The 21,001-nt window shown below is 32.3% G+C and carries 10 protein-coding genes; all 10 read left to right on the top strand.

What is annotated here, in order from left to right; all coding sequences use genetic code 11:
• The first annotated feature begins 196 nt into the window (after positions 1–196).
• The 10 genes from DIS07_RS10900 to DIS07_RS10855 all read left to right on the top strand — a co-directional run bounded on the left by DIS07_RS10900 (position 197) and on the right by DIS07_RS10855 (position 20,982).
• Positions 197–3,286: a SusC/RagA family TonB-linked outer membrane protein gene (locus DIS07_RS10900; protein WP_109405281.1), complete on the top strand. Its 3,090-nt coding sequence runs from the start codon at positions 197–199 to the stop codon at positions 3,284–3,286.
• Positions 3,287–3,296: 10 nt separating this feature from the next.
• Entirely contained in the window at positions 3,297–4,775 is a 1,479-nt protein-coding gene (locus DIS07_RS10895; RefSeq protein WP_109405349.1) for a RagB/SusD family nutrient uptake outer membrane protein, read from the top strand.
• Positions 4,776–4,786: 11 nt separating this feature from the next.
• Entirely contained in the window at positions 4,787–6,907 is a 2,121-nt protein-coding gene (locus tag DIS07_RS10890) for a PKD domain protein (protein ID WP_146190727.1), read from the top strand.
• Positions 6,908–6,917: 10 nt separating this feature from the next.
• Positions 6,918–7,832, top strand: a complete 915-nt coding sequence (locus DIS07_RS10885) for a glucan endo-1,3-beta-D-glucosidase (protein ID WP_109405348.1) — start codon at positions 6,918–6,920, stop codon at positions 7,830–7,832.
• 413 nt (positions 7,833–8,245) lie between these two features.
• Positions 8,246–11,413, top strand: a complete 3,168-nt coding sequence (locus tag DIS07_RS10880; protein ID WP_109405279.1) for a glycoside hydrolase family 2 TIM barrel-domain containing protein — start codon at positions 8,246–8,248, stop codon at positions 11,411–11,413.
• A gap of 11 nt (positions 11,414–11,424) precedes the next feature.
• Entirely contained in the window at positions 11,425–13,365 is a 1,941-nt protein-coding gene (locus DIS07_RS10875) for an Ig-like domain-containing protein (protein WP_109405278.1), read from the top strand.
• Between the two features lie 15 nt (positions 13,366–13,380).
• Positions 13,381–14,226 carry a glycoside hydrolase family 16 protein gene (locus tag DIS07_RS10870; protein ID WP_109405277.1) on the top strand — a complete coding sequence of 282 codons (846 nt, stop codon included), beginning with the start codon at positions 13,381–13,383 and terminating at the stop codon, positions 14,224–14,226.
• A 158-nt stretch (positions 14,227–14,384) separates the two neighbouring features.
• A complete protein-coding gene (locus tag DIS07_RS10865; RefSeq protein ID WP_109405276.1) occupies positions 14,385–17,843 on the top strand; it encodes a hypothetical protein in 3,459 nt (1,152 codons plus the stop codon).
• 3 nt (positions 17,844–17,846) lie between these two features.
• On the top strand, positions 17,847–19,664 hold the full coding sequence (locus DIS07_RS10860; RefSeq protein ID WP_109405275.1) for a glycoside hydrolase family 3 protein: 1,818 nt from the start codon (positions 17,847–17,849) through the stop codon (positions 19,662–19,664).
• A gap of 34 nt (positions 19,665–19,698) precedes the next feature.
• On the top strand, positions 19,699–20,982 hold the full coding sequence (locus DIS07_RS10855; protein WP_109405274.1) for a glycosyl hydrolase family 17 protein: 1,284 nt from the start codon (positions 19,699–19,701) through the stop codon (positions 20,980–20,982).
• Positions 20,983–21,001: the final 19 nt, after the last annotated feature.

Genomic DNA, 21,001 nt, shown 5'->3' with positions numbered 1-21,001 from the left:
AATTTTCCCCTTAACATTACCACAACAAACTCATTTTTTTAGTGAGTTTTGTATTTTGTTTATTTTTTCTTAAGCTCATATAAACACTAGGTTTTTTTTACTTTTTTTGCATTGTATGTTTTTTGTAGTGGCTTTAATTATAGATTTAACAATTTATTAAGCATAATTTTATACATCAAATAAAATAATTAACTAAATGAAAAAAACATTCACAATTTTACTCCTTTTATTTTTTGGTTTTGCAGTTACGGCTCAAACTATAAATGTAAGAGGTGTTGTAAAAGATGCCAAAACTGGAGACCCACTTCCTGGAGTAAGCATTCAAATTAAAGGAACCACTAGTGGTACTCAGACAGATTTTGATGGACTTTATAGTTTTCCTAAAGTCCAAAAGGGTGCTGTATTAGTTTTTACTTATTTAGGATACTCAGTAAAAGAAGTATCAGTTAATCAAGTAACTATAAATGTTGGGTTAGAAGAGTCAGCAGAATCATTAGACGAAATTGTTGTTATTGGTTATGGTACTCAGAGAAAAAAAGAAGTTACTGGTGCTGTATCATTAGTTTCTAGTGCTACAATTGAAGATCTAAAACCTACAAGAATTGAACAAGCTTTACAAGGTCAAGTTGCAGGTGTTAATATTACCCAATCTTCTGGTGCTCCTGGAGCAGCTTCTAACATAAGAATTAGAGGGGTTTCGACAAACGGAGATAGTAGACCATTAATTTTATTAGATGGAAGGGTAATAGAAGATTTGAGTGTTGTTAATCCTTCAGATATAGAATCTATAAATATTTTAAAAGATGCATCTGCGGGTATTTATGGAGTTCGTGCAGCAAACGGGGTAATTTTGGTGACGACAAAATCAGGAAGAAAGAACACTGAATTCAAATCTAATTTAAACATTCAAACAGGTTTTCAGCAGACAACAAGGGAGATTCCTTTACTTAATGCTACCGAGTATGCACTATTAGCGAATGAAGCTTTCGCAGCTAACGGTGAACCGTTACCTTTCTCTAATATAAGTAGTTTAGGACAAGGAACTAATTGGCAAAAAGAAGTATTTCAGACCGCACCAACTTTTAGTATTGACTATACTTTAAATAAAGGAACTGAAAAATCTACTTTTTCTTTGGGGTTATCAATTTTGAATCAAGATGGTATTGTAGGTGGAGAGAAATCTAACTTTAACAGAAGAAATTTAAGATTTAATTTTAATACAGATATTACTGATAACCTAAAATTAACTACCTCTACAATTTATACCAACACCAATCAAAGAAGTTTAATTGAAAATGTTTTAGGATCGGTATTATTTAATGCTGTTAATATGCCACCTACTACATCTGTATTTGATACAAATGGAGATTTTTCAACACCTCCAGCGACAGGAACAGGTATAGAAGTAGCAAACCCCTTGGCTCAGGTAGATAATGCTAGTAATAGAAGATGGGTTAATAAAATTTCAGGTAGTTACGGTTTAAATTATAAGTTTTTAAATCATTTTACTGTTGTAACAAGATTTCAAGCAAATTATTCTGTAGCTAATAGTAATAGTTTTAGTAGATTATATACATACGGAAATAATAATGTCTTTAATGTTGATCAAAGTACATTTAACGATTTTAGTCAAAGTTATTACGATTATACTTTTGATGCTGTACTAAATTACGAAAGAGTTTTTAATGATGTACATGATGTGAAAGCAATGGTTGGAACATCAGTTTTCAAAACAATAAGTAGATTTGAAAAAAACCTTACCAGTAATGCAAGAGGTACTAATTTAAGTGATGTAGATCTTTTAGGTGTTGCACCTTTGGGTGATGGTCTTGCTATTCATAAATCATTTAATAATGGTTCAAATTTAAGTTTTGATAGTCGCTTATTATCATATTTTGCAAGATTACAATACGGATTTGATGGTAAATATTTGCTATCTGCAGTAGTAAGAAGAGATGGGTCTTCTAGTTTTGGTCCAAAAAATAAGTTTGGATATTTTCCAACAGCCTCAATAGGTTGGGTGGCTTCAGAAGAAGATTTTCTTAACGATTCTGATATTGTAAACTTTTTAAAATTTAGAGCAAGTTATGGTATTGTAGGTAATGATAGAATACCAGGTTTTAGATTCGTGTCAATATTAAATGGTCAGGCAGAGTATGTTTTCAATAATCAAATTCAACAAGGTCTTGCTCCTGGTCCAATTTCAAATCCTGAAATTAGATGGGAAAAGCAGATTCCTTTAGATATTGGTGTAGATATGGAGCTTTTTAATAAAATTAACATTACTGCTGATTACTTCAAGAAAACTACTGAGGATTTATTAGTTTCTGCTCAAACATCTGGTATTATTGGTGTTGCAGCACCTGGATCTCAAGTTCCTGTTGTTAATGCAGGTACAGTAGAGAATAAAGGATTTGAATTTGCTATTGGTTATAAAGAAGTAATTTCAGAAGATTTTAATTTTAATATAAATTATAATTTTACAACGTTAGATAACAATGTAACTTTTGTTGGTAATTCTACAGGAATTATAGAAGGAGGAACTTTTGGTGTTGGTCAAGAACCTCCATCTAGAATGGAAGCTGGTTTTCCAATAGGATATTTTTACGGATACAAAACGAATGGTATATATCAAACACAGGCAGAAGTAGATGCTTTAAATTCTGATACAAATAAAGATGGTGTTATTGATACAAAAGATACCAAATATCAAACAAATGCTAATCCTGGAGATTTAAGATTTGTAGATACAAACAATGATGGTTTAGTAGATGAAACTGATAGAACATACATTGGAGATCCTATTGCGGATTTAACAATGGGTCTAAACTTATCTTTCAATTATAAAAATTTCGATTTTAATGCTTATGCTTTTGCATCTATAGGTAATGAAATCGTTAGAAATTATGAAAGAAATTTACCATTAACAAACAGACCAACTTATTATTTAGAAAGATGGACAGGACCTGGATCAAGTAACACATTTCCAAGAGTAACTACTGGAGCAAATGGTAATAATTTATTCTCAGATTTTTATGTAGAAGATGGTAGCTTTGTTCGACTACAAAGTATTCAGTTAGGGTATAGTTTTGGCGAGAAAGTTTTAGAAAGAGCAAAATTTAGTAGACTAAGACTATATGTTTCAGGAACAAATCTATTGACATTTACAAAGTATAGAGGTTTTGATCCTACGACCTCAAATGGTAGTCCTATTGGTGGTGGAATAGACCAAGGGTTTTATCCTAGTCCAAGAACAATTATATTCGGTATGAATGTTAATTTTTAAAAAAAGTAAGATGAAAAAAATAAACATAAAAATATATTTAGTATTAATTCTATTGGGAGTTATAACTTATTCATGTAGTGATGATTTTGTTGATGTAAAACCAACATCTAATAATTCTGAAGATTTCTTTAACTCAGAGCAAGATTATAATGATGCTTTAATTGGTGCTTATGATTTATTACAATCTACATACCTAAATGTTATGTTAGGTGAAATAGCTTCCGATAATACTCTAGCAGGAGGTGAAAGCGCCACTGATGTTGTTGGTATTCAAGAAATAGATGATATGATTCATACTCCTTTAAATGCTCAACTAAGAGATATTTGGAGTTGGATGTACGCTGGTGTAAACAGAGCTAATTATATCTTAGAATTTAAAGACAAAACAGATTTTTCTGGAAAAGAAAAATTACTAGCAGAAGCAAGGTTTTTAAGAGCTTATTACTATTTCGAATTAGTAAAATGGTTCGGAGATGTGCCTTTAGCAGTTGATAAAAGAATAGAATTTGGTGAGCAATTTAATATTGATAGAACACCTAAAGCAGAAGTGTATGCTCAAATTGAAAAAGATTTAATTTTTGCTGTAGACAACCTACCTTACACACAATCTATTCCAGGTAAAGTGACCAAAGGGGCTTCTCAAGCTCTTTTAGGTAAAGTTTATTTATATCAGAATAAATTTGATGAGGCTTCAGTAGTACTTGATAACTTAATTACCAATGGACCTTATGATTTGGTAACAGACTACAAATCAATTTTTGAAGAGGCAGGAGAAAATAATATAGAATCTGTTTTTGAAGTTCAGTATTTTGATGGACAAGGAGCAAGTTTCGATTGTTTGCAATGTAGTGAAGGTAATGTAGCTGTTGGCTTCAGTGGTGTTAGAGCTTACACTGGTCCTGAGTTCTCTTCAGGATTTAGTTTTAATGTTCCTGTTCAAGAAGTAGTTGATGCATTCGAAGCAGGTGACTTAAGAAAAGATGTAGCTATTTTAGATATTAATGCTTGGGCTACTGCTAATGGAGCAACATTTGGAACTGGTTTCGAACATACAGGTTATTTTAATAGAAAATACATACCTAGAAAGAGAAGTGCAACAGCACAAGGAGATCGTAATTTAACAAATCCAAACAATTACAGAGCTATTCGTTTTGCAGATGTTTTATTAATGGCTGCAGAAGCATTTAATAGAAGTTCAACTCCAAACGATACAAAAGCACAAACGTATTTAAATAGAGTAAGAAGAAGAGCCTTTGGTGATACCAATCATGATATCAATGCTACTGGAACTATTTTACTAGATAATATATATAAAGAAAGAAGGGTAGAGTTAGTTGGAGAAGGACATCGATTTTTTGATTTAGTAAGAACAGGTAAAGCAGCTCAAGAAATCAATGGTTTTGTTTCAGGTAAACACGAAATTTTCCCAATACCAGCTATTGAAATTCAATTAGCAGGTGATCGTTGGTCTCAAAATCCTAATTACTAAAAATATTAAAGATGAAAAAAATAAAAAATATTTATAAGATATGTATAGTGTTGCTGGTTCTGGTCGCATGTACAGATAATTTAAGAGATATTTCTTTTGTAGAGAATATGGCTCCACCATCAAATGTTGCAGCTATATACGATATCACACAAGATAATACAGGTTTGGTAACTATTACTCCAAGTGCTGATGGTGCTGTAGGTTTTAAAGTGTTTTTTGGAGATACTACAAAAGATCCTGAGACATTAACTCCTGGACAAAGTATAGATCATACTTATGCAGAAGGTACCTACGATGTTAAAGTAGTAGCTTATAACTTAGGTGGAGATGAAACGGAATTAATACAACAATTAGTAGTGTCATTTAAAGCGCCTCAAAATTTAGTTGTGGTTATAGAAAATGATAAAGCAATTTCAAAACAAGTTAATATTACTGCAAATGCAGATTTTGCAGCTATGTTTGAATTTGATTCAGGAGAAACGGGAATTACTCAACCAGTAGCAACTGCAAATATCGGGAATACGATTAACTACCAATATAAAGATGCTGGAAAATATTCAGTTAAAGTAACTGCTAAAGGTGGTGCTATAGCTACAACAGAATATACCGCAGAATTTGAAGTAACTGCAATTTTAGCACCAATTGCTTCAGCAGTTACGCCTCCTGTGAGAAATGCAACAGATGTTATTTCTATTTTTAGTGATGCTTATACTAATATTAGTGGTGTAGATTATAATCCTAGCTGGAATCAAGCAACAATTTATTCAGCTTTTGATTTAAATGGAGATGCTATCTTACAGTATAGCAACCTAAACTATCAAGGTATTGATTTTTCTAACAATTTACAAGATGCATCTTCTATGGAGATGTTACACATAGATGTTTGGACTGCAGATGCAACTTCAATAGATATTTATCCAATTAGTTCTTCATCATCAGAATTTTTTGTGACTAAACAATTAAAAACAAATGAATGGAACAGTTTTGATATACCTTTATCTGAATTTACAAGTCAAGGATTAGTTATATCAGATATAAAACAATTTAAATTTGTTGGTTCTGGAACTGTATTTATAGATAATCTATATTTTTATAAGGCCCCAACAACATTTCCAAAAGTATTTGATGATTTTGAAGGAAATGGTACAATAACTACATGGTTTGGAGATAGTGCAGGTGCAGACACTAGTTTTGCAAATCCTTTTAAAAATACTGACAACTCTTCAAATGCGGTTTTAAAGTACGAAGACACTGGGGGGCAATATGCTAATGTTCGTTTTGATGTAGCTCAAAATTTTGATTTTTCTGTAAAAAAGAAATTCTCATTAAAAGTATATGTACCTTCAAGTAGTGTAACAGGTAGTTCACCTAATCAAGTTTCTTTAAAACTGCAAGATGGTACTGCAGCTCAACCTTGGGTTTCTCAAACAGAAATAATTAAACCAATTCAATTAGATACTTGGCAAACTCTAACTTTCGATTTTGAAAACGATGCAACAGCTGGTTCACCAAACCCGTTAAATAGATCAGATTTTAATAGAGTTGTACTTCAAGTAAATGGAGAAAATAACAATGATAACGTTATAGCTTATATAGATGATATCGCTTGGGGTGATGACCTTTTTACAGGCCCAATTCCTCATGATGATTTTGAAGGAGGAGGAAATATTACAACTTGGGCAGGAGACAGTGCAGGTTTAAATACTAGTTTAGCAAATCCTTTTAAAAATTCTGATAATAATTCTAATACGGTTTTAGAGTATGACGACACTGGAGGTCAATATGCAAATATAAGATTTGATGCTGATGCTAATTTTAATATGGAAAAGCATACTTTTTCTTTTAAAATATACGTAGCCTCTACTAGTGTAACAGGTGGTTCACCTAACCAAGTTTCATTAAAATTACAAGATGGTACAGCAAGTCAACCTTGGGTGTTACAAACAGAGGTAATAAAGCCAATTCAGTTAGATACATGGCAAACGGTTACTTTTGATTTTAAAAATGATACCACTGTTGGTGCTGCCGATCCTTTAAACAGAACTGACTTTAATAGAGTTGTTATTCAGGTTAATGGAGAAAATAATAACGATAATGTTAAAGCTTATATAGATGACTTTAAATATCAATAAAATACATACAATGAAAAAAATAAAATATATAAAAGCGTTATTTTTCTTTGTGATCCTAATTTTTACAGGATGTCAAGAAAATGAGTATTCTTTTGGAGAGATAGTAACACCATCGAATATCCAAATTACAGCTGAAATTGTTGGAGCAGATGCAGCTAATCCTAATGGAGATGGAAGTGGAGTTGTTAATTTTTCAGCAACGGCTGATCAAGCTGTTTCTTTTAAATATGTTTTTGATGGAACAGAAATTGTTGCCCTATCAGGTAAAACTTCTATAAGTTTTAGTAAGTTAGGTTTAAATAAATATACTGTTACTGTTGTAGCTTCAGGGACAGCAGGTTTAACTGCAAGTAAATCAATTCAAGTAGAAGTTTTATCTACATATTCTCCACCAAATGACCTAACGGCTAAATTATTTGGTTTTGATCCAGCTAGCCCAAATGCTGTAACTTCAAGAACGTGGAAAATTCAATCTTCTAAACCTGGTCACTTTGGTTTGGGGCCAGTAGGTGGTTCTACTCCTGTAGAATGGTATGGAGCTGGTCCAAATGAAAAAGCTACAGTAGGGATGTATGATGATAGGTTTGTTTTTAGTTCAGATGGTACTTTTCAGCATATTACAAATGGAGATGTTTTTGGAAGGGATCCACATATTGTTAATGATTTAGGTGCAAATACAGATGGAACAGTTGACGGAGCAGACATACTAAATTATGCATATCCCGATTATACTGGTAGTTATACATTAACTGCTCCAGGAGGAATAGAAACGATTAGTTTGTCCGGTAATGGTTTTATCGGATATTATACTGGTGGTAATCATAAGTACGAAATTTTTGATAGAGGTACACCTAATGAAATGGTATTAAGAACTACAGATGCTGATGCTTCATTTGATTGGTGGTTTATTATTGTATTAGAGTAATTTATTCAATATAAAGACCTTTATTAAGATACTTTTTTGGGTCAGAATTTCTTCTGACCCTTTTTTAATACAATAGATGAAATGAGTTTTTGCCTTTACATTTTTTTTCATCCTTTTTTTTACCACATCAATAAAAAATTAGAACTATACATTACCACAACAATATAGTTTAACGTTTAGCTTTATATGTTAAAATTCAAACAAAAAATCAAGTAATTACTAAGTTTTTTAGATGTTTTTTGTGGTGTATGTTTTTTGTTGAGGTGTATTTTAACATATTAACAATATTTAACTATTAACTTTATAATATTCAAATAATCATAATAATTTGATTTTAACATCTTAGGCCTTCTAAAAAAAACAGAAGTTTAATTACGAAGTCAAATTTATTATCAATTAAACATAAATAAATTATGAGAAACAATTTACTAAGATTAGTACTTTTCATGTTTACCTTAAGTTTTTATGCTCAGAGCGATAAGGTTTCTATTGTTAAAGATGAAAAAGGAACAAGACTAGAAGTAAATGGTAAGCCATTTATTGTAAACGGTATAAATTGGGATTATGTTCCAATTGGTTATAATGTACTTGATGCTAAATTTTGGGAAAAGCCAGATGATATTATTAAAGCTGCTCTTGATGGTGAAATGCCTTTATGGCAAAACATGGGGGTAAATGCTATTAGGACATATATTGGAGTACCTCCCAAATGGATAACTTATATGTATGAGAACTTTGGTATTTATACTATGATAAACCATCAGTTCGGAGCTTATGGTTTAACTTTAAATGGTGTCTGGTATCCAAAAACAAAATATGCAGATCCTAAGGTGAGAAAACATCTTATAGAAGAGTCTGTTAAGATGGCTAATATCTATAAAAACACTCCAGGCCTTTTGTTATTTATGTTGGGTAATGAAAATAATTATCATTTAACATGGGAAGGAGCTGAAACAGATGAAGGAATTGTCATAAACGACCAGGATAAAGCCAAAAGAGCAGAAGCAAGAGCAATGTACAAGTTATTTAATGATGCTGCTAAAGCTATCAAAGGAGTTGATAAAAATCATCCTATAGGTATTTGTAACGGTGATTTATTATACTTAGATATCGTAGCAAGTGAATGTAAAGATTTGGATGTATATGGTACTAACATGTATAGAGGTGAATCTTTTTATGATGCTTTTGATAGAGTTAAGAAAGAATTCGGTAAACCAATTTTATTTACAGAGTTTGGTTCTGATGCTTATAATGCAAGAGACAATAAAGAAGATCAATTAATGCAAGCTCATTATATGGTTAGCAATTGGAAAGAAATATATGCTAATGCTTATGGCTTAGGGAAAGCACAAAACTCATTAGGAGGTTTTACATTTCAATCTAGTGATGGGTGGTTTAAAGCAGGGTTCGACGAAAGAAAAAATGCTGATATCCACGATACTCAAGCTTCTTGGCCAAGTAATGGTTACAGCAGAGATCAAGCTAAAGAAGGTGATAAAAATATGAACGAAGAGTGGTTTGGTATTGCTGCTAAAGGTCCTACGGATATTAGAGGTTTATACACATTATACCCAAGAGCTTCGTACTATGCACTTAAAGAAGCACATGAATTTAATCCTTTTAAAAGTAATGTCACTGAATTTCAAAGTCATTTTAAGAAAATTAATTTAATGGCTGCAGTTTTAAAAGCAAGAGGTGATAAAGCTTCTGTTGGTGGAACAGAGAAGTTGTCTCTATCGAATTTAAGAGCAGAGTTTACAACTTTTAATACGGGAGGTTCTCTATTAACAACACCTGATGTTGCTGATGGAACTGGTCAAACAATTCCAGATAGAAGAGGTTTTGATCACATGCAATCTTATTTTATTGGGGTTCAAGGGAAGCCGTCTAATAATATGAAAGCGGAAGTTAACTTTAATATTTTAGGAAATATTGCTGGGAATCCAATAGATGATATTTTTTATGAAAACGTGGGTAGACCTATACAAGTTAATTCACCCAATGGAGTTACAACAATTACCGATAATAATAGATTAAGAGTTTATAACGCTGAATTTGAATGGAATGCTAAAGATTTCGATTTAAGAGGTTTTTATAGAACCGGGCATTATCACTGGGGGTATGAAGGAGATTTCTTTGGGCTATATCCAGAAGCAAATTATGGTCCTAATTTAGATATTTATAACGGAGAGATTTTAGGAATGGAAGTTGATGGAAAAGGAGCTTTAAAAGGTTTAAAAGCTGCTTTTGGGCCACAACTTTGGTGGGGAGCAAATCCAGCAGTTTTGTTAAAATATAATAGAAAAATAGGTGGATTAGATTTCTCAGCAATATATCATAAAGATATTGTAAATGGTAACGGAATTGATGAAAATGGAAACCGAATTTTAGATCCAGCACAAGCTAGATCAGGGGTTATTCCAGCGTTGCCTACAGAGAGAGCAACCATAGCTTTTGAAAGAAAAGGAAAACACTTTGGATGGACATTAGGTGCAATTTGGGCTGGTAAACCTTTAAATGGTAGAGTGTATCAAGATATTAATGATAAAGGACAAGTAGTTAATGATAGAGTTCAATCTAAAGATAATTGGGGAGGTAAAGCAAAAATCACTTATACTAACGGAGGTTTTAATTGGTATGCCCAAAGTTCTATAATGGGTTTAGTTGCTAATGGAGGGGTTGATCCTACATTAACTTTTACAGGATGGAAATTAAAAGATTCTGGTAGCGGTAACATGAGTAACTTTTTAACTGGTATAGCTTATAATTTTGGAGGTAAATTTCAAATTGCGCCAAACTTCTTGTATCAGCAGCCTTTAGTTGATCCTATGCCTAATGGTGTTGGAGCACCCGGGCGTTTAAGAAATTGGGTAGATGATCCATTTTCAGTTAGAGGAGGTAATCGAGAAACTACAGCAGGAGAAATTCTTTTTACTTTCGATCCAACTCCTGCAACCTACATGTACCAATGGGATAATGATAAAGCAGAAGATGCCAAATTTGCATTCAATTTAGGTTTTGTATTTCGTCACCTACCCACAACACAAGATGCAGCAATTGGATTCTTAGCAGATCGTTCTTTCTTCGCATTTTCTAAATCTGCACCAGCTCAAGATTTATGGGAAGTACACTCTAGAATGGTTTCAAAAGTACATACAGATTTAGGTTTGGTAGCAAATTTCTACTATGGTACTGCGCAAGCTAATGGAGATAGCGAAAGAACAATATATAGAGGTGGTGGAGATCTTAGAATGATATTTAATAAAATGAAGGTAACTGCTATAGCAAAGTTTAATGACTGGGGACCTTTTGATTATCATAGAGACTTTAACTTAACATTTCCAACACAGTTAATGTTAGATATTTCTACATCATTAGGTAAACCAGACTGGTTCATTTTACCAGATACAAAAGTAGGTTTAAGGGGTACTTGGAGATCTTTAAATGAATTTTCGCCTAGATATTCTCCAAATGCTACATCAAGTACATTTGCAACGGCTCCAACTATAAGTCCAGTAGGTTTTCCTAATGGTTCAGAGTGGGAGATTAGAACATATATTCATATCAATATTGGAAAATAAAATATAAGAAAATGAAAACAATAAAATATATATATTCAAAAATCATATTCTGTCTAGGATTGATTTTAGTAACTGTAACCAGTTGCGATAGAGAAGTTTCTGATGAAGCAGTTTTGGCTACCTTTTCTTCTGTCGGAGATGTGTTTATAGACTCGCCTGTAGGTCTTGGTAGTGATTTTTATTTTCCTTATGGAGGCTCAAAACCTACCGCATGGTCTGTAGATGAAAAAGAGAGTTATGAAGGTACAGCATCAATGCGATTTGATGTTCCTAATGGTAACGATCCAAATGGAAATTATGCTGGTGCTATTTTTAGAATTGATGGTGCCGGAAGAGATTTAAGAAAATATGATGCCCTTACATTTTGGGCAAAAGCTTCTCAAGGAGTTACAATAGGCGAACTTGGTTTTGGAGAAGATTTTTTGGATAATAAATATGTAACGTCAATTCAAAATACAAGTTTAAGTACATCTTGGCAAAAAATAATTATTCCAATTCCAGATCCATCTAAATTAATACAAGAAAGAGGATTGTTTAGATATTCTGCAGGAACACAAGGAACAAATGGTTCTGGTTACACATTTTGGATTGATGAAATGAAATTTGAAAAATTAGGAACAATTGCACAACCAAGACCACAAATATTAAATGGTTCTGAAAAATCTGAACAAACTTTTATTGGAGGTGTAATTACTCTTGATGGTTTAAACCAAGTTTTTAATTTAGGTGATGGTACTGAGCAGACAGTGGCCACTGCTCCTGCTTATTTTAATTTTACTTCATCAAATCCATCAGTTGCAACTGTAGATGAAAAAGGCAAAATCACCGTTTCAGGAACTGGTAAAGCAGAAATTACAGCTAAATTAAACGGTATAGATGCTAAAGGGAAATACTCTTTAGAATCTCTTGGAGCTTTTACTCCAGCACCTACACCAACTCAAAGTGCCGCTAATGTAATATCTGTGTTTAGTGATACATATACAAATATTGCAGTAGATCATTATAATGGATATTGGGGAGGGTCTACTACCCAAGGTCAAAATGATATAAATATCAACGGAAATGAAATCATTAATTACAAGGCTTTAAATTATGTAGGTGTAGAATTTCATATCAATGTACCAACAGTGAATGCATCTTCTATGACTAATTTTCATATTGATATTCAAGTTCAAGAAGATATAAATCCAGGAGATTTTATTAGAATTGGATTACAAGATATTGGTGGTGATGATACTTTTGGAGGAGGAGATGACTCTTCAGGAAGTATAACTATACCTGGAACAAATTTAACTAGAGGAAGCTGGGTAAGTTTTGATTTTAAACTTTCTGACTTTACAGGTCTAACTAATAAATCTAATTTAGGTCAAATTGTGTTAGTATCTGATGCTACTATACAAGATGTTTTAGTAGATAATATGTATTTCTATGAAATACCTACAGCACCATCAATAGCATCACCAGTCCCTTCTAATCCTTCAGCAGATGTAATTTCATTATTTAGTGATGCTTACACAGATGTTGCAGTAGATACTTGGAGAACAGATTGGTCTTTTGGAGCTACAGTATTACAAGATGTTGTTATCGTAAATGATAATATGAAAGAGTATAATAACTTAGGTTTTGTAGGTGTAGAATTTAAGGATGCAAATACTATAGATGCAACATCTATGACACATTTTAGAGTAGATACTTGGTCTGCAACTTATACAGAATTTAAAATAAAACTTGTCGATGCTGGACCTGATGGAGACATCACTACAAGTGGTGATAATGTAGAACACGAAATTACGGTAAATAACCCAGCTCAAAATCAATGGGTAAGTCATGATATACCTTTATCTAGTTTTACCGGATTAACAAAAAGAGACAAGCTTGCTCAGATAATATTTGTGGGTATACCTTATGGTCAAACTAAAGTATACGTTGATAATGTTTATTTCAGAAAATAATTAAAAAACTAAAAGATGAATTTTATAAATAAATATAAATCACATATGCGTTTATCTCTATTCGCATTTGCAATAGTGTTTTTTTCAAACTGCGAAAATAACGAAACCCAAATAACTACAACTAAATCAGAGTTAGTGTGGGCTGATGAATTTGATACAAATGGAGGAGTAGACCAATCAAAATGGAAGTTTGATTTGGGCGATGGAAGTGCTCAAGGATTACCTGGTTGGGGAAACAATGAGTTACAATATTATACCAATCGTTCAGAAAACATAGAAGTAAAAGATGGTATGTTGCATATTACTGCAAAGAGAGAAACTTTTATGGGAGCTAATTATACTTCAGCCAAAATCTTAACAAAAGGTTTGTATGAAACTACATATGGTAGGTTTGAAGCACGTATAAAATTACCTTGGGGTAAAGGTTTGTGGCCAGCTTTTTGGATGTTGGGTGATGATTCAAATGGTACCGTTGCTTGGCCAAATATCGGTGAAATAGATATTATGGAATATAGAGGGCAACAGCCTACCATTACTCATGGAAGTGTGCATGGACCAGGGTATTCAGGAGGAAACCCAATTACAAAAAGTTACGAATTAACTAATGATCGGTTTGATACTGGATTTCACATTTTTGGCATTGAGTGGGGAGAGAACTATATTAATTATTATGTAGATGATGTTTTATATAATCAAATCACTCCAGCAGACTTGCCAGAAGGTACAGAATGGGTGTTTAATAGTAACCAATTTTATATCATATTAAACTTAGCTGTGGGTGGAAATTTCTTAGATAATCCAGATGCAAATACAGTTTTTCCACAAACAATGATTGTGGATTACGTAAGAGTTTACAAATAAAATATAGTGAGTTGGTAACTCAAGAAGTTGCCAACTCATTTTTTAAAATTAAAAATTTTATAGAAGTTAAACTAAGACTTCTTAAAAAATAACACTAAAATTTAAAATAAAAACATTGTTTTTCATATCTGTGGATATGTTTTAAGTATGATTTTATAATGACCAAGAATACTATTTATTTAGGTAAAAATATTGCAAAGAATCCTCAACTAGAAGTAACAGGAGAATTGGTGAATTTTGATAATGAAACCTATTACAAAATTACGAATAGCGATAAAATGAGACCATTTTTTATGAGTCTTGTAAGTAATTCAAATCATTGGATGTTTATCTCTAGCAATGGAGGTTTAACTGCGGGTAGAAAGGATGCAGAAAATTCTCTTTTTCCTTATTATACTGATGATAAAATTACTGAATCTGCAGATGTCACTGGTAGTAAGACTATTGTACAAGTTCATAAAGAAGGTAAAACCTTTCTTTGGGAACCTTTTTCTAGTAAATACGAAGGTGTTTATCAAATCAAAAGAAATTTATACAAAAACAATTACGGAAACAAAGTTGTTTTTGAAGAAATCAACGAAGATTTAGGATTAACGTATAGATATCATTGGAACACTTCTAACGAGCATGGTTTTGTAAGAAAATCAAACTTAATTAACAACACTTCTGCTAAAATCGAGGTTACCATTTTAGACGGAATTCAAAATATTTTGCCTTACGGGGTTACTTCTGCAATTCAAGGTATTCGTAGTAATTTAGTGGATGCTTATAAAAAGTGTGAACTAGAAACTGATTCAGGAATTGGTATTTATGCTTTAAGTGCCATTATTGTAGATAAAGCAGAACCTAGTGAAGCCTTAAAATCGAATTTAGCTTGGTCTTTTGGGGTTCAAAATCCTAAATATTTAATTTCATCAAGACAATTAGATGCGTTTAGAAATGGTGAAGAAATTCATCAAGAAGTAGATGTAAAAGCAGAAAAAGGAGCTTATTTTACGATACAAGAATTAACCTTAAATGCTAATGAAAAAAAATCTTGGACGCTGGTTGCCAATGTAAATCAAAATTTAAACTCTTACCATAGTTTGGCTAGTTTAATTCAAAAAGAATCGAATTTAACTGAACTTATCCAAAAGAGTATAGATGAAGGCACAGACAACTTAATAGAGTTAACAGCGGCTTCAGATGGTTTACAAATAGGTCAAATTCAACCAAGAAATACAAGGCATTTTGCGAATACGCTTTTCAATATTATGAGAGGTGGAATTTTCGACAACAACTATCAAATTGAAAAACAAGATTTCGAAAAATATTTAGCAAAGGCTAATCAAGAGGTATATGAAAATCAAAGAAATATAGTAGATAATTTACCAGAAGAGTTTACGGTAGATTACTTGAAAAATATAGCAAAAACCAATGAAGACAAAGACTTTAAAAGGTTATGTTTAGAGTATCTACCGTTAAAGTTTAGTCGTAGACACGGAGACCCAAGTAGACCTTGGAACCGTTTTTCAATTAACACTAGAAGTGAAATTGATGGTTCTAAAATTTTAGATTACGAAGGAAACTGGAGAGATATTTTTCAGAATTGGGAGGCTTTAGCGCATTCATATCCTGAGTTTATGGAAGGTATGATTCATAAGTTTTTAAACGCTTCTACTTTTGACGGCTACAATCCCTACAGAGTTACAAAAGGAGGTTTTGATTGGGAAATCATAGAACCAGATGACCCTTGGTCGTATATCGGATATTGGGGAGATCATCAAATTATTTATCTATTAAAATTCTTAGAATTTATAGAAAATTATTATCCAGGTAGATTAGCAGAAAACTTTACAGAAGAGGTGTTTGTATATGCAAACGTACCTTATAAGATTAAAAGTTATCAAGAAACGCTTCAAAATCCAAAAGATACCATTGATTTTGATGAAGAATTAAATCATAAAATTGATGAATTAAGAATTCAAATAGGAGCAGATGGAGCGCTATTAAGAGATGCAAACAATAGTATCTATAGAGTAAATATGATGGAGAAATTGCTAGCTACTGTGTTGGCAAAAGTATCTAATTTTATTCCTGAAGGTGGTATTTGGATGAATACACAAAGACCAGAATGGAATGACGCCAACAATGCTTTGGTGGGTAATGGTGTTTCTATGGTAACACTTTGTTACTTACATCGTTTTATAAACTTTTTCGAAAATGTAGTTTCAAACACAGATATAGATAAGATTTCTATTTCTGATGAGTTGGTAACTTTCTTTAATACAGTAGTTGTATCACTAAAAGAAAATGAAAACATTTTATCGAAAAATATTTCTGATGCTGATAGAAAAACTGTTTTAGATGGAGTAGGAAATGCGGGTAGTAATTATAGATTATTAATTTACAAAAACGGATTCCAAAACAAAAAAACATCCATTTCTAAAAACGACTTACTAGATTTCTTTAGCATCATAAAAAAATATACAGAACAAACTATAGATGCCAATAAACGTGATGATAATATGTATCACGCGTATAATTTAATGACCGTGGAAAATGAGAAAGAAGTATCGATTTCTTACTTGTCAGAAATGTTAGAAGGTCAAGTTGCAGTATTAAGTTCTGGGCATTTATCACCAAAACAAGCTTTAGCCACTTTAGATGGTTTAAAAGCAAGTGCATTGTTCAGAGAAGATCAATACAGCTATATTTTATATCCTAATAAAGACTTAGGAAGGTTTATAGATAAGAATAATATTCCATCAAAAGCAGTTGAGAAATCAAAATTGTTACAGCAATTATTAGCAGATGGTAATCATAAAATCATCAATAAAGATGTTGCAGGAAATTATCACTTTAACGGTAATTTTAATAATGCTGATGTTTTAAAAACAGGTTTAGAAAACCTTTCTGAAGAATATCAATCTTTAGTAAAAGAAGAAGAGAATTTGCTCTTAGAAATTTACGAAGAAATGTTCGACCATAAATCTTTTACCGGAAGATCAGGCACATTTTTCGGTTATGAAGGTTTAGGCTCAATCTATTGGCATATGGTTTCTAAGTTATTATTAGCAGTTCAAGAAAACTGCTTGTTAGCAATTAACAATAACGAAAGTGAAGAAGTTATAGGTAGATTGTTAGACCATTATTATGAAATAAACGAAGGAATTGGAGTGCATAAATCACCAAAATTGTATGGTGCTTTTCCAACAGATCCGTATTCGCACACGCCAGCTACAAAAGGTGCACAACAACCAGGAATGACTGGTCAAGTAAAGGAAGATATCTTATCAAGAATGGGTGAGCTTGGGGTTTTTGTTAAAAATGGAGAACTAAACTTTAATCCAAGATTATTAAGAAAAGAAGAGTTCTTAAAAGAAGCTAAAAACTTTAATTATGTTGATGTTAATAGCGATAAGAAAACTTTAATTCTAGATTCAGAAACCTTAGCATTTACTTATTGTCAAGTACCAATTGTATATCAATTATCAGATGATAATAAGTTAAAAGTATTTTATACAGATGGTAAAGCTTATGAAGTAAATAGTTTAAGAATAGATAAACAAAACAGCGATATGTTGTTTAAAAGATCAGGAGAAATAAAGAAAATAGTAGTTTCTATCAAAAAATAAGAAATGCCTAGTAAATTTCATAAATATCAAATTTTTATTCCTTTAATCTTTACGGTTATTGGTTGTAAAAATACATCGAATTCAAAGGTTGATGAAGATATTATGATTGAAAAAAAGGTCGATTCTCTTTTAAAACTAATGACCCTAGAGGAGAAAATCGGGCAGATGACTCAGGTTAGACATTTCTGGGATACTAAAGATGATGATATCGCCACCAAATTCATTGGTTCTGTGATTCATACACAAGGCATTAATCCTGGAGAAACTGCAGAAGAATGGCAACAAAAATTTGTCAAATTACAAAAACAAGCGCTTTCCACTAGATTAGGAATCCCATTGTTATTTGGTGTTGATGCTGTTCATGGTCAAAATACGTATAATGGTGCAACTATTTTTCCACATAATATAGGTTTGGGTGCAGCAGCAAATGAAAAATTAGTCGAAAAAGCTGCAGCAATAACTGCTGTAGAAGCACAAGCTACAGGTTTTAATTGGGTGTTTGCTCCCTGTGTAGCCATACCTTTTAATGAAAAATGGGGTAGAGTTTATGAGGCGTTTTCAGAAAGTACAGAAATAACAGAAAAGTTAACCAAAGCATCAGTTAGGGGACATCAAGGAAACTTGTCTGACTCAAAAACGGTTATGGCAACTGCTAAACATTTTGTAGGCGATGGTTCAACTGATTATGGAGTAGAAGGTGGAGAAACTTCTTTAAATGCAACAGAAATAGAAGCTAAATTATTAGCACCTTATAAAGCTGCTGTTCAAGAAGGAATTGGTGCAGTTATGGCATCATTCAATACCGTTACAGGAATTTCAATGCACGCTCACAAAAGGTTAATTACAGATACTTTAAAAGTCGGAATGAACTTTAAAGGCATCGTAGTTTCTGATTGGAAAGGATATTCAAGATTTGGAGGAAATGATATTATCAATGCAGGTGTAGATGTAGTGATGGCTGTTGATGGAGATTTGGATGATTTTCAATCTGGAGTAAAAAAAGGAGTTGAAAATGATTCGATTTCTATGTCAAGAATTGATGATGCAGTAAGAAGAGTTTTACGTCAAAAATATAGATTAGGATTGTTTGAAAATCCTTTTCCTGATCCAAGTTTTATTGCCAAAATAGGATGTACTGAACACCGAAAAGTGGCAAAACGAGCTGTAAGAGAATCCTTGGTTTTGTTAAAAAATGAAAATAACATTTTACCAATTGATAAAAAAACAAAGAAAATTATTGTGGTTGGCGAACACGCAAACAATTCGGGCTTACAATCTGGAGGTTGGACAGTGAATTGGCAAGGAACTAAAGAAAATTATAAAGGAGCAACCACCATTTTAGACGGAATCAAAAAGCAATCAAAAGGAACAGTAATTTACGATAAAGACGCAACAGGAAATCATTATGATGCAGATTTAGCCATTATTGTAGTTGGTGAAAATCCTTATGCAGAATTCTTTGGAGATATTGGACACGAATCCAATCAACTAGAATTAACCCTTACTAAAGAACATCAAAATTACATCAATAAGTATCAAGAAAATGGAGTAAAGACTTTGGTAATTTTAATTTCAGGAAGACCATTAGTGGTTACAGAGCAGATAAAAAAATCAGATGCTTTTGTTGCTGCTTGGTTACCAGGTTCAGAAGGTGATGGAGTTGCAGAAGTTTTATTTGGAGATTATAATTTCTCTGGAAAATTACCTCACTCTTGGCCAAAATCAATAGATGATTTTAAAGGTAAATATGGCCCTAATTTTTGGGATGCTAGCATAGAACCATTATATCCATTTGGATACGGTTTAACATTTAAAAAATAGAAGAAAAGTTTAGAATAATATAAAACAATCGCGTATGAAATCAATTTTAAAAACAACAACAGCAATTTTAATTTTTGTCATTGGTTTCGGGTGTAGTTCTAAAAAGGAAGAGACAAAAGATACTAAAGAGAAAACAACAACAATGACGGCGAAACAAATTTTAGGAAATGCAGATTATTTGGCAATTTCTTATGGTGGATACAGAGAAAACTCAAGAGAGATACAACCAACTATAAAAGAATTAAAAGAGGATTTAAAAATTCTTTCTGCAATGGGAATTAGAATTTTGAGAACTTATAATGTACAACCGAAATTACCTCACGCAGCTAATGTTTTAAAGGCTATCAGCGAGCTTAAAAAGGAAGATCCAAAATTCGAAATGTATGTAATGTTAGGAGCTTGGATAGATTGTTTAAATGCTTGGACAGACAAAGAACCAGATCATAATATTGAAAGTCCTCAAAACGAAGGTGAGATTGCAAGGGCAGTAGCTTTAGCAAACCAATATCCAGATATTGTAAAAGTAATTGCAGTTGGTAATGAAGCTATGGTAAAGTGGGCAACAAGTTATTTTGTGCAACCTAGTGTGATTTTAAAATGGGTAAATCACTTACAAAATTTAAAGAAAAAAGGAGAGCTATCTAAAGATTTATGGATCACTAGTTCAGATGATTTTTCTTCTTGGGGTGGTGGAGACGAAAGTTATAGAGTGAAAGATTTAGAAGATTTAATTAAGGCTGTAGATTATGTTTCTATGCACACCTATCCATATCATTATTCGCATTATGCTCCAGATTTTTGGAAAATACCAGAAGATGAGCAAAATCTTTCTGATCAAGAAAAAATAGATAAAGCAATGTTACGTGCTTTAGAGAAATCTAAACAGCTCTTTAAAGATGTTTCAGACTATGTAAAAAGTATCGATTCTACTAAGAAAATTCATATAGGAGAAACTGGTTGGGCAACTATTTCTAGCGGACATTATGGTGAAAACGGTTCTAGAGCAACAGACCAATACAAACAAGGTTTGTATTATAAACACATGAGAGAATGGACCAATAAAGAAGGAATTTCTTGTTTCTATTTTGAAGCTTTTGATGAGCAATGGAAAGATGCAAATAATCCACTAGGGTCTGAAAATCATTTCGGATTAATCAACTTAAAAGGAGAGGCTAAATTCCCGATTTGGGATTTAGTAGATAAAGGAATTTTTAAAGGATTAATGAGAAACGGAAAACCAATTACCAAAACCTTTAATGGCGATAAAGCAGAAATGATGAAAACAGTTTTAGTACCAAATACAGATTATCCAAGATAAAATTAACCAACAAAATGAA

This window comes from Polaribacter aquimarinus, from assembly GCF_003129485.1.
Lineage (GTDB): Bacteria > Bacteroidota > Bacteroidia > Flavobacteriales > Flavobacteriaceae > Polaribacter > Polaribacter aquimarinus.
The sequence above is the reverse complement of the archived record's forward strand: the minus strand, read 5'-3'. Positions and strand labels throughout refer to the sequence as shown.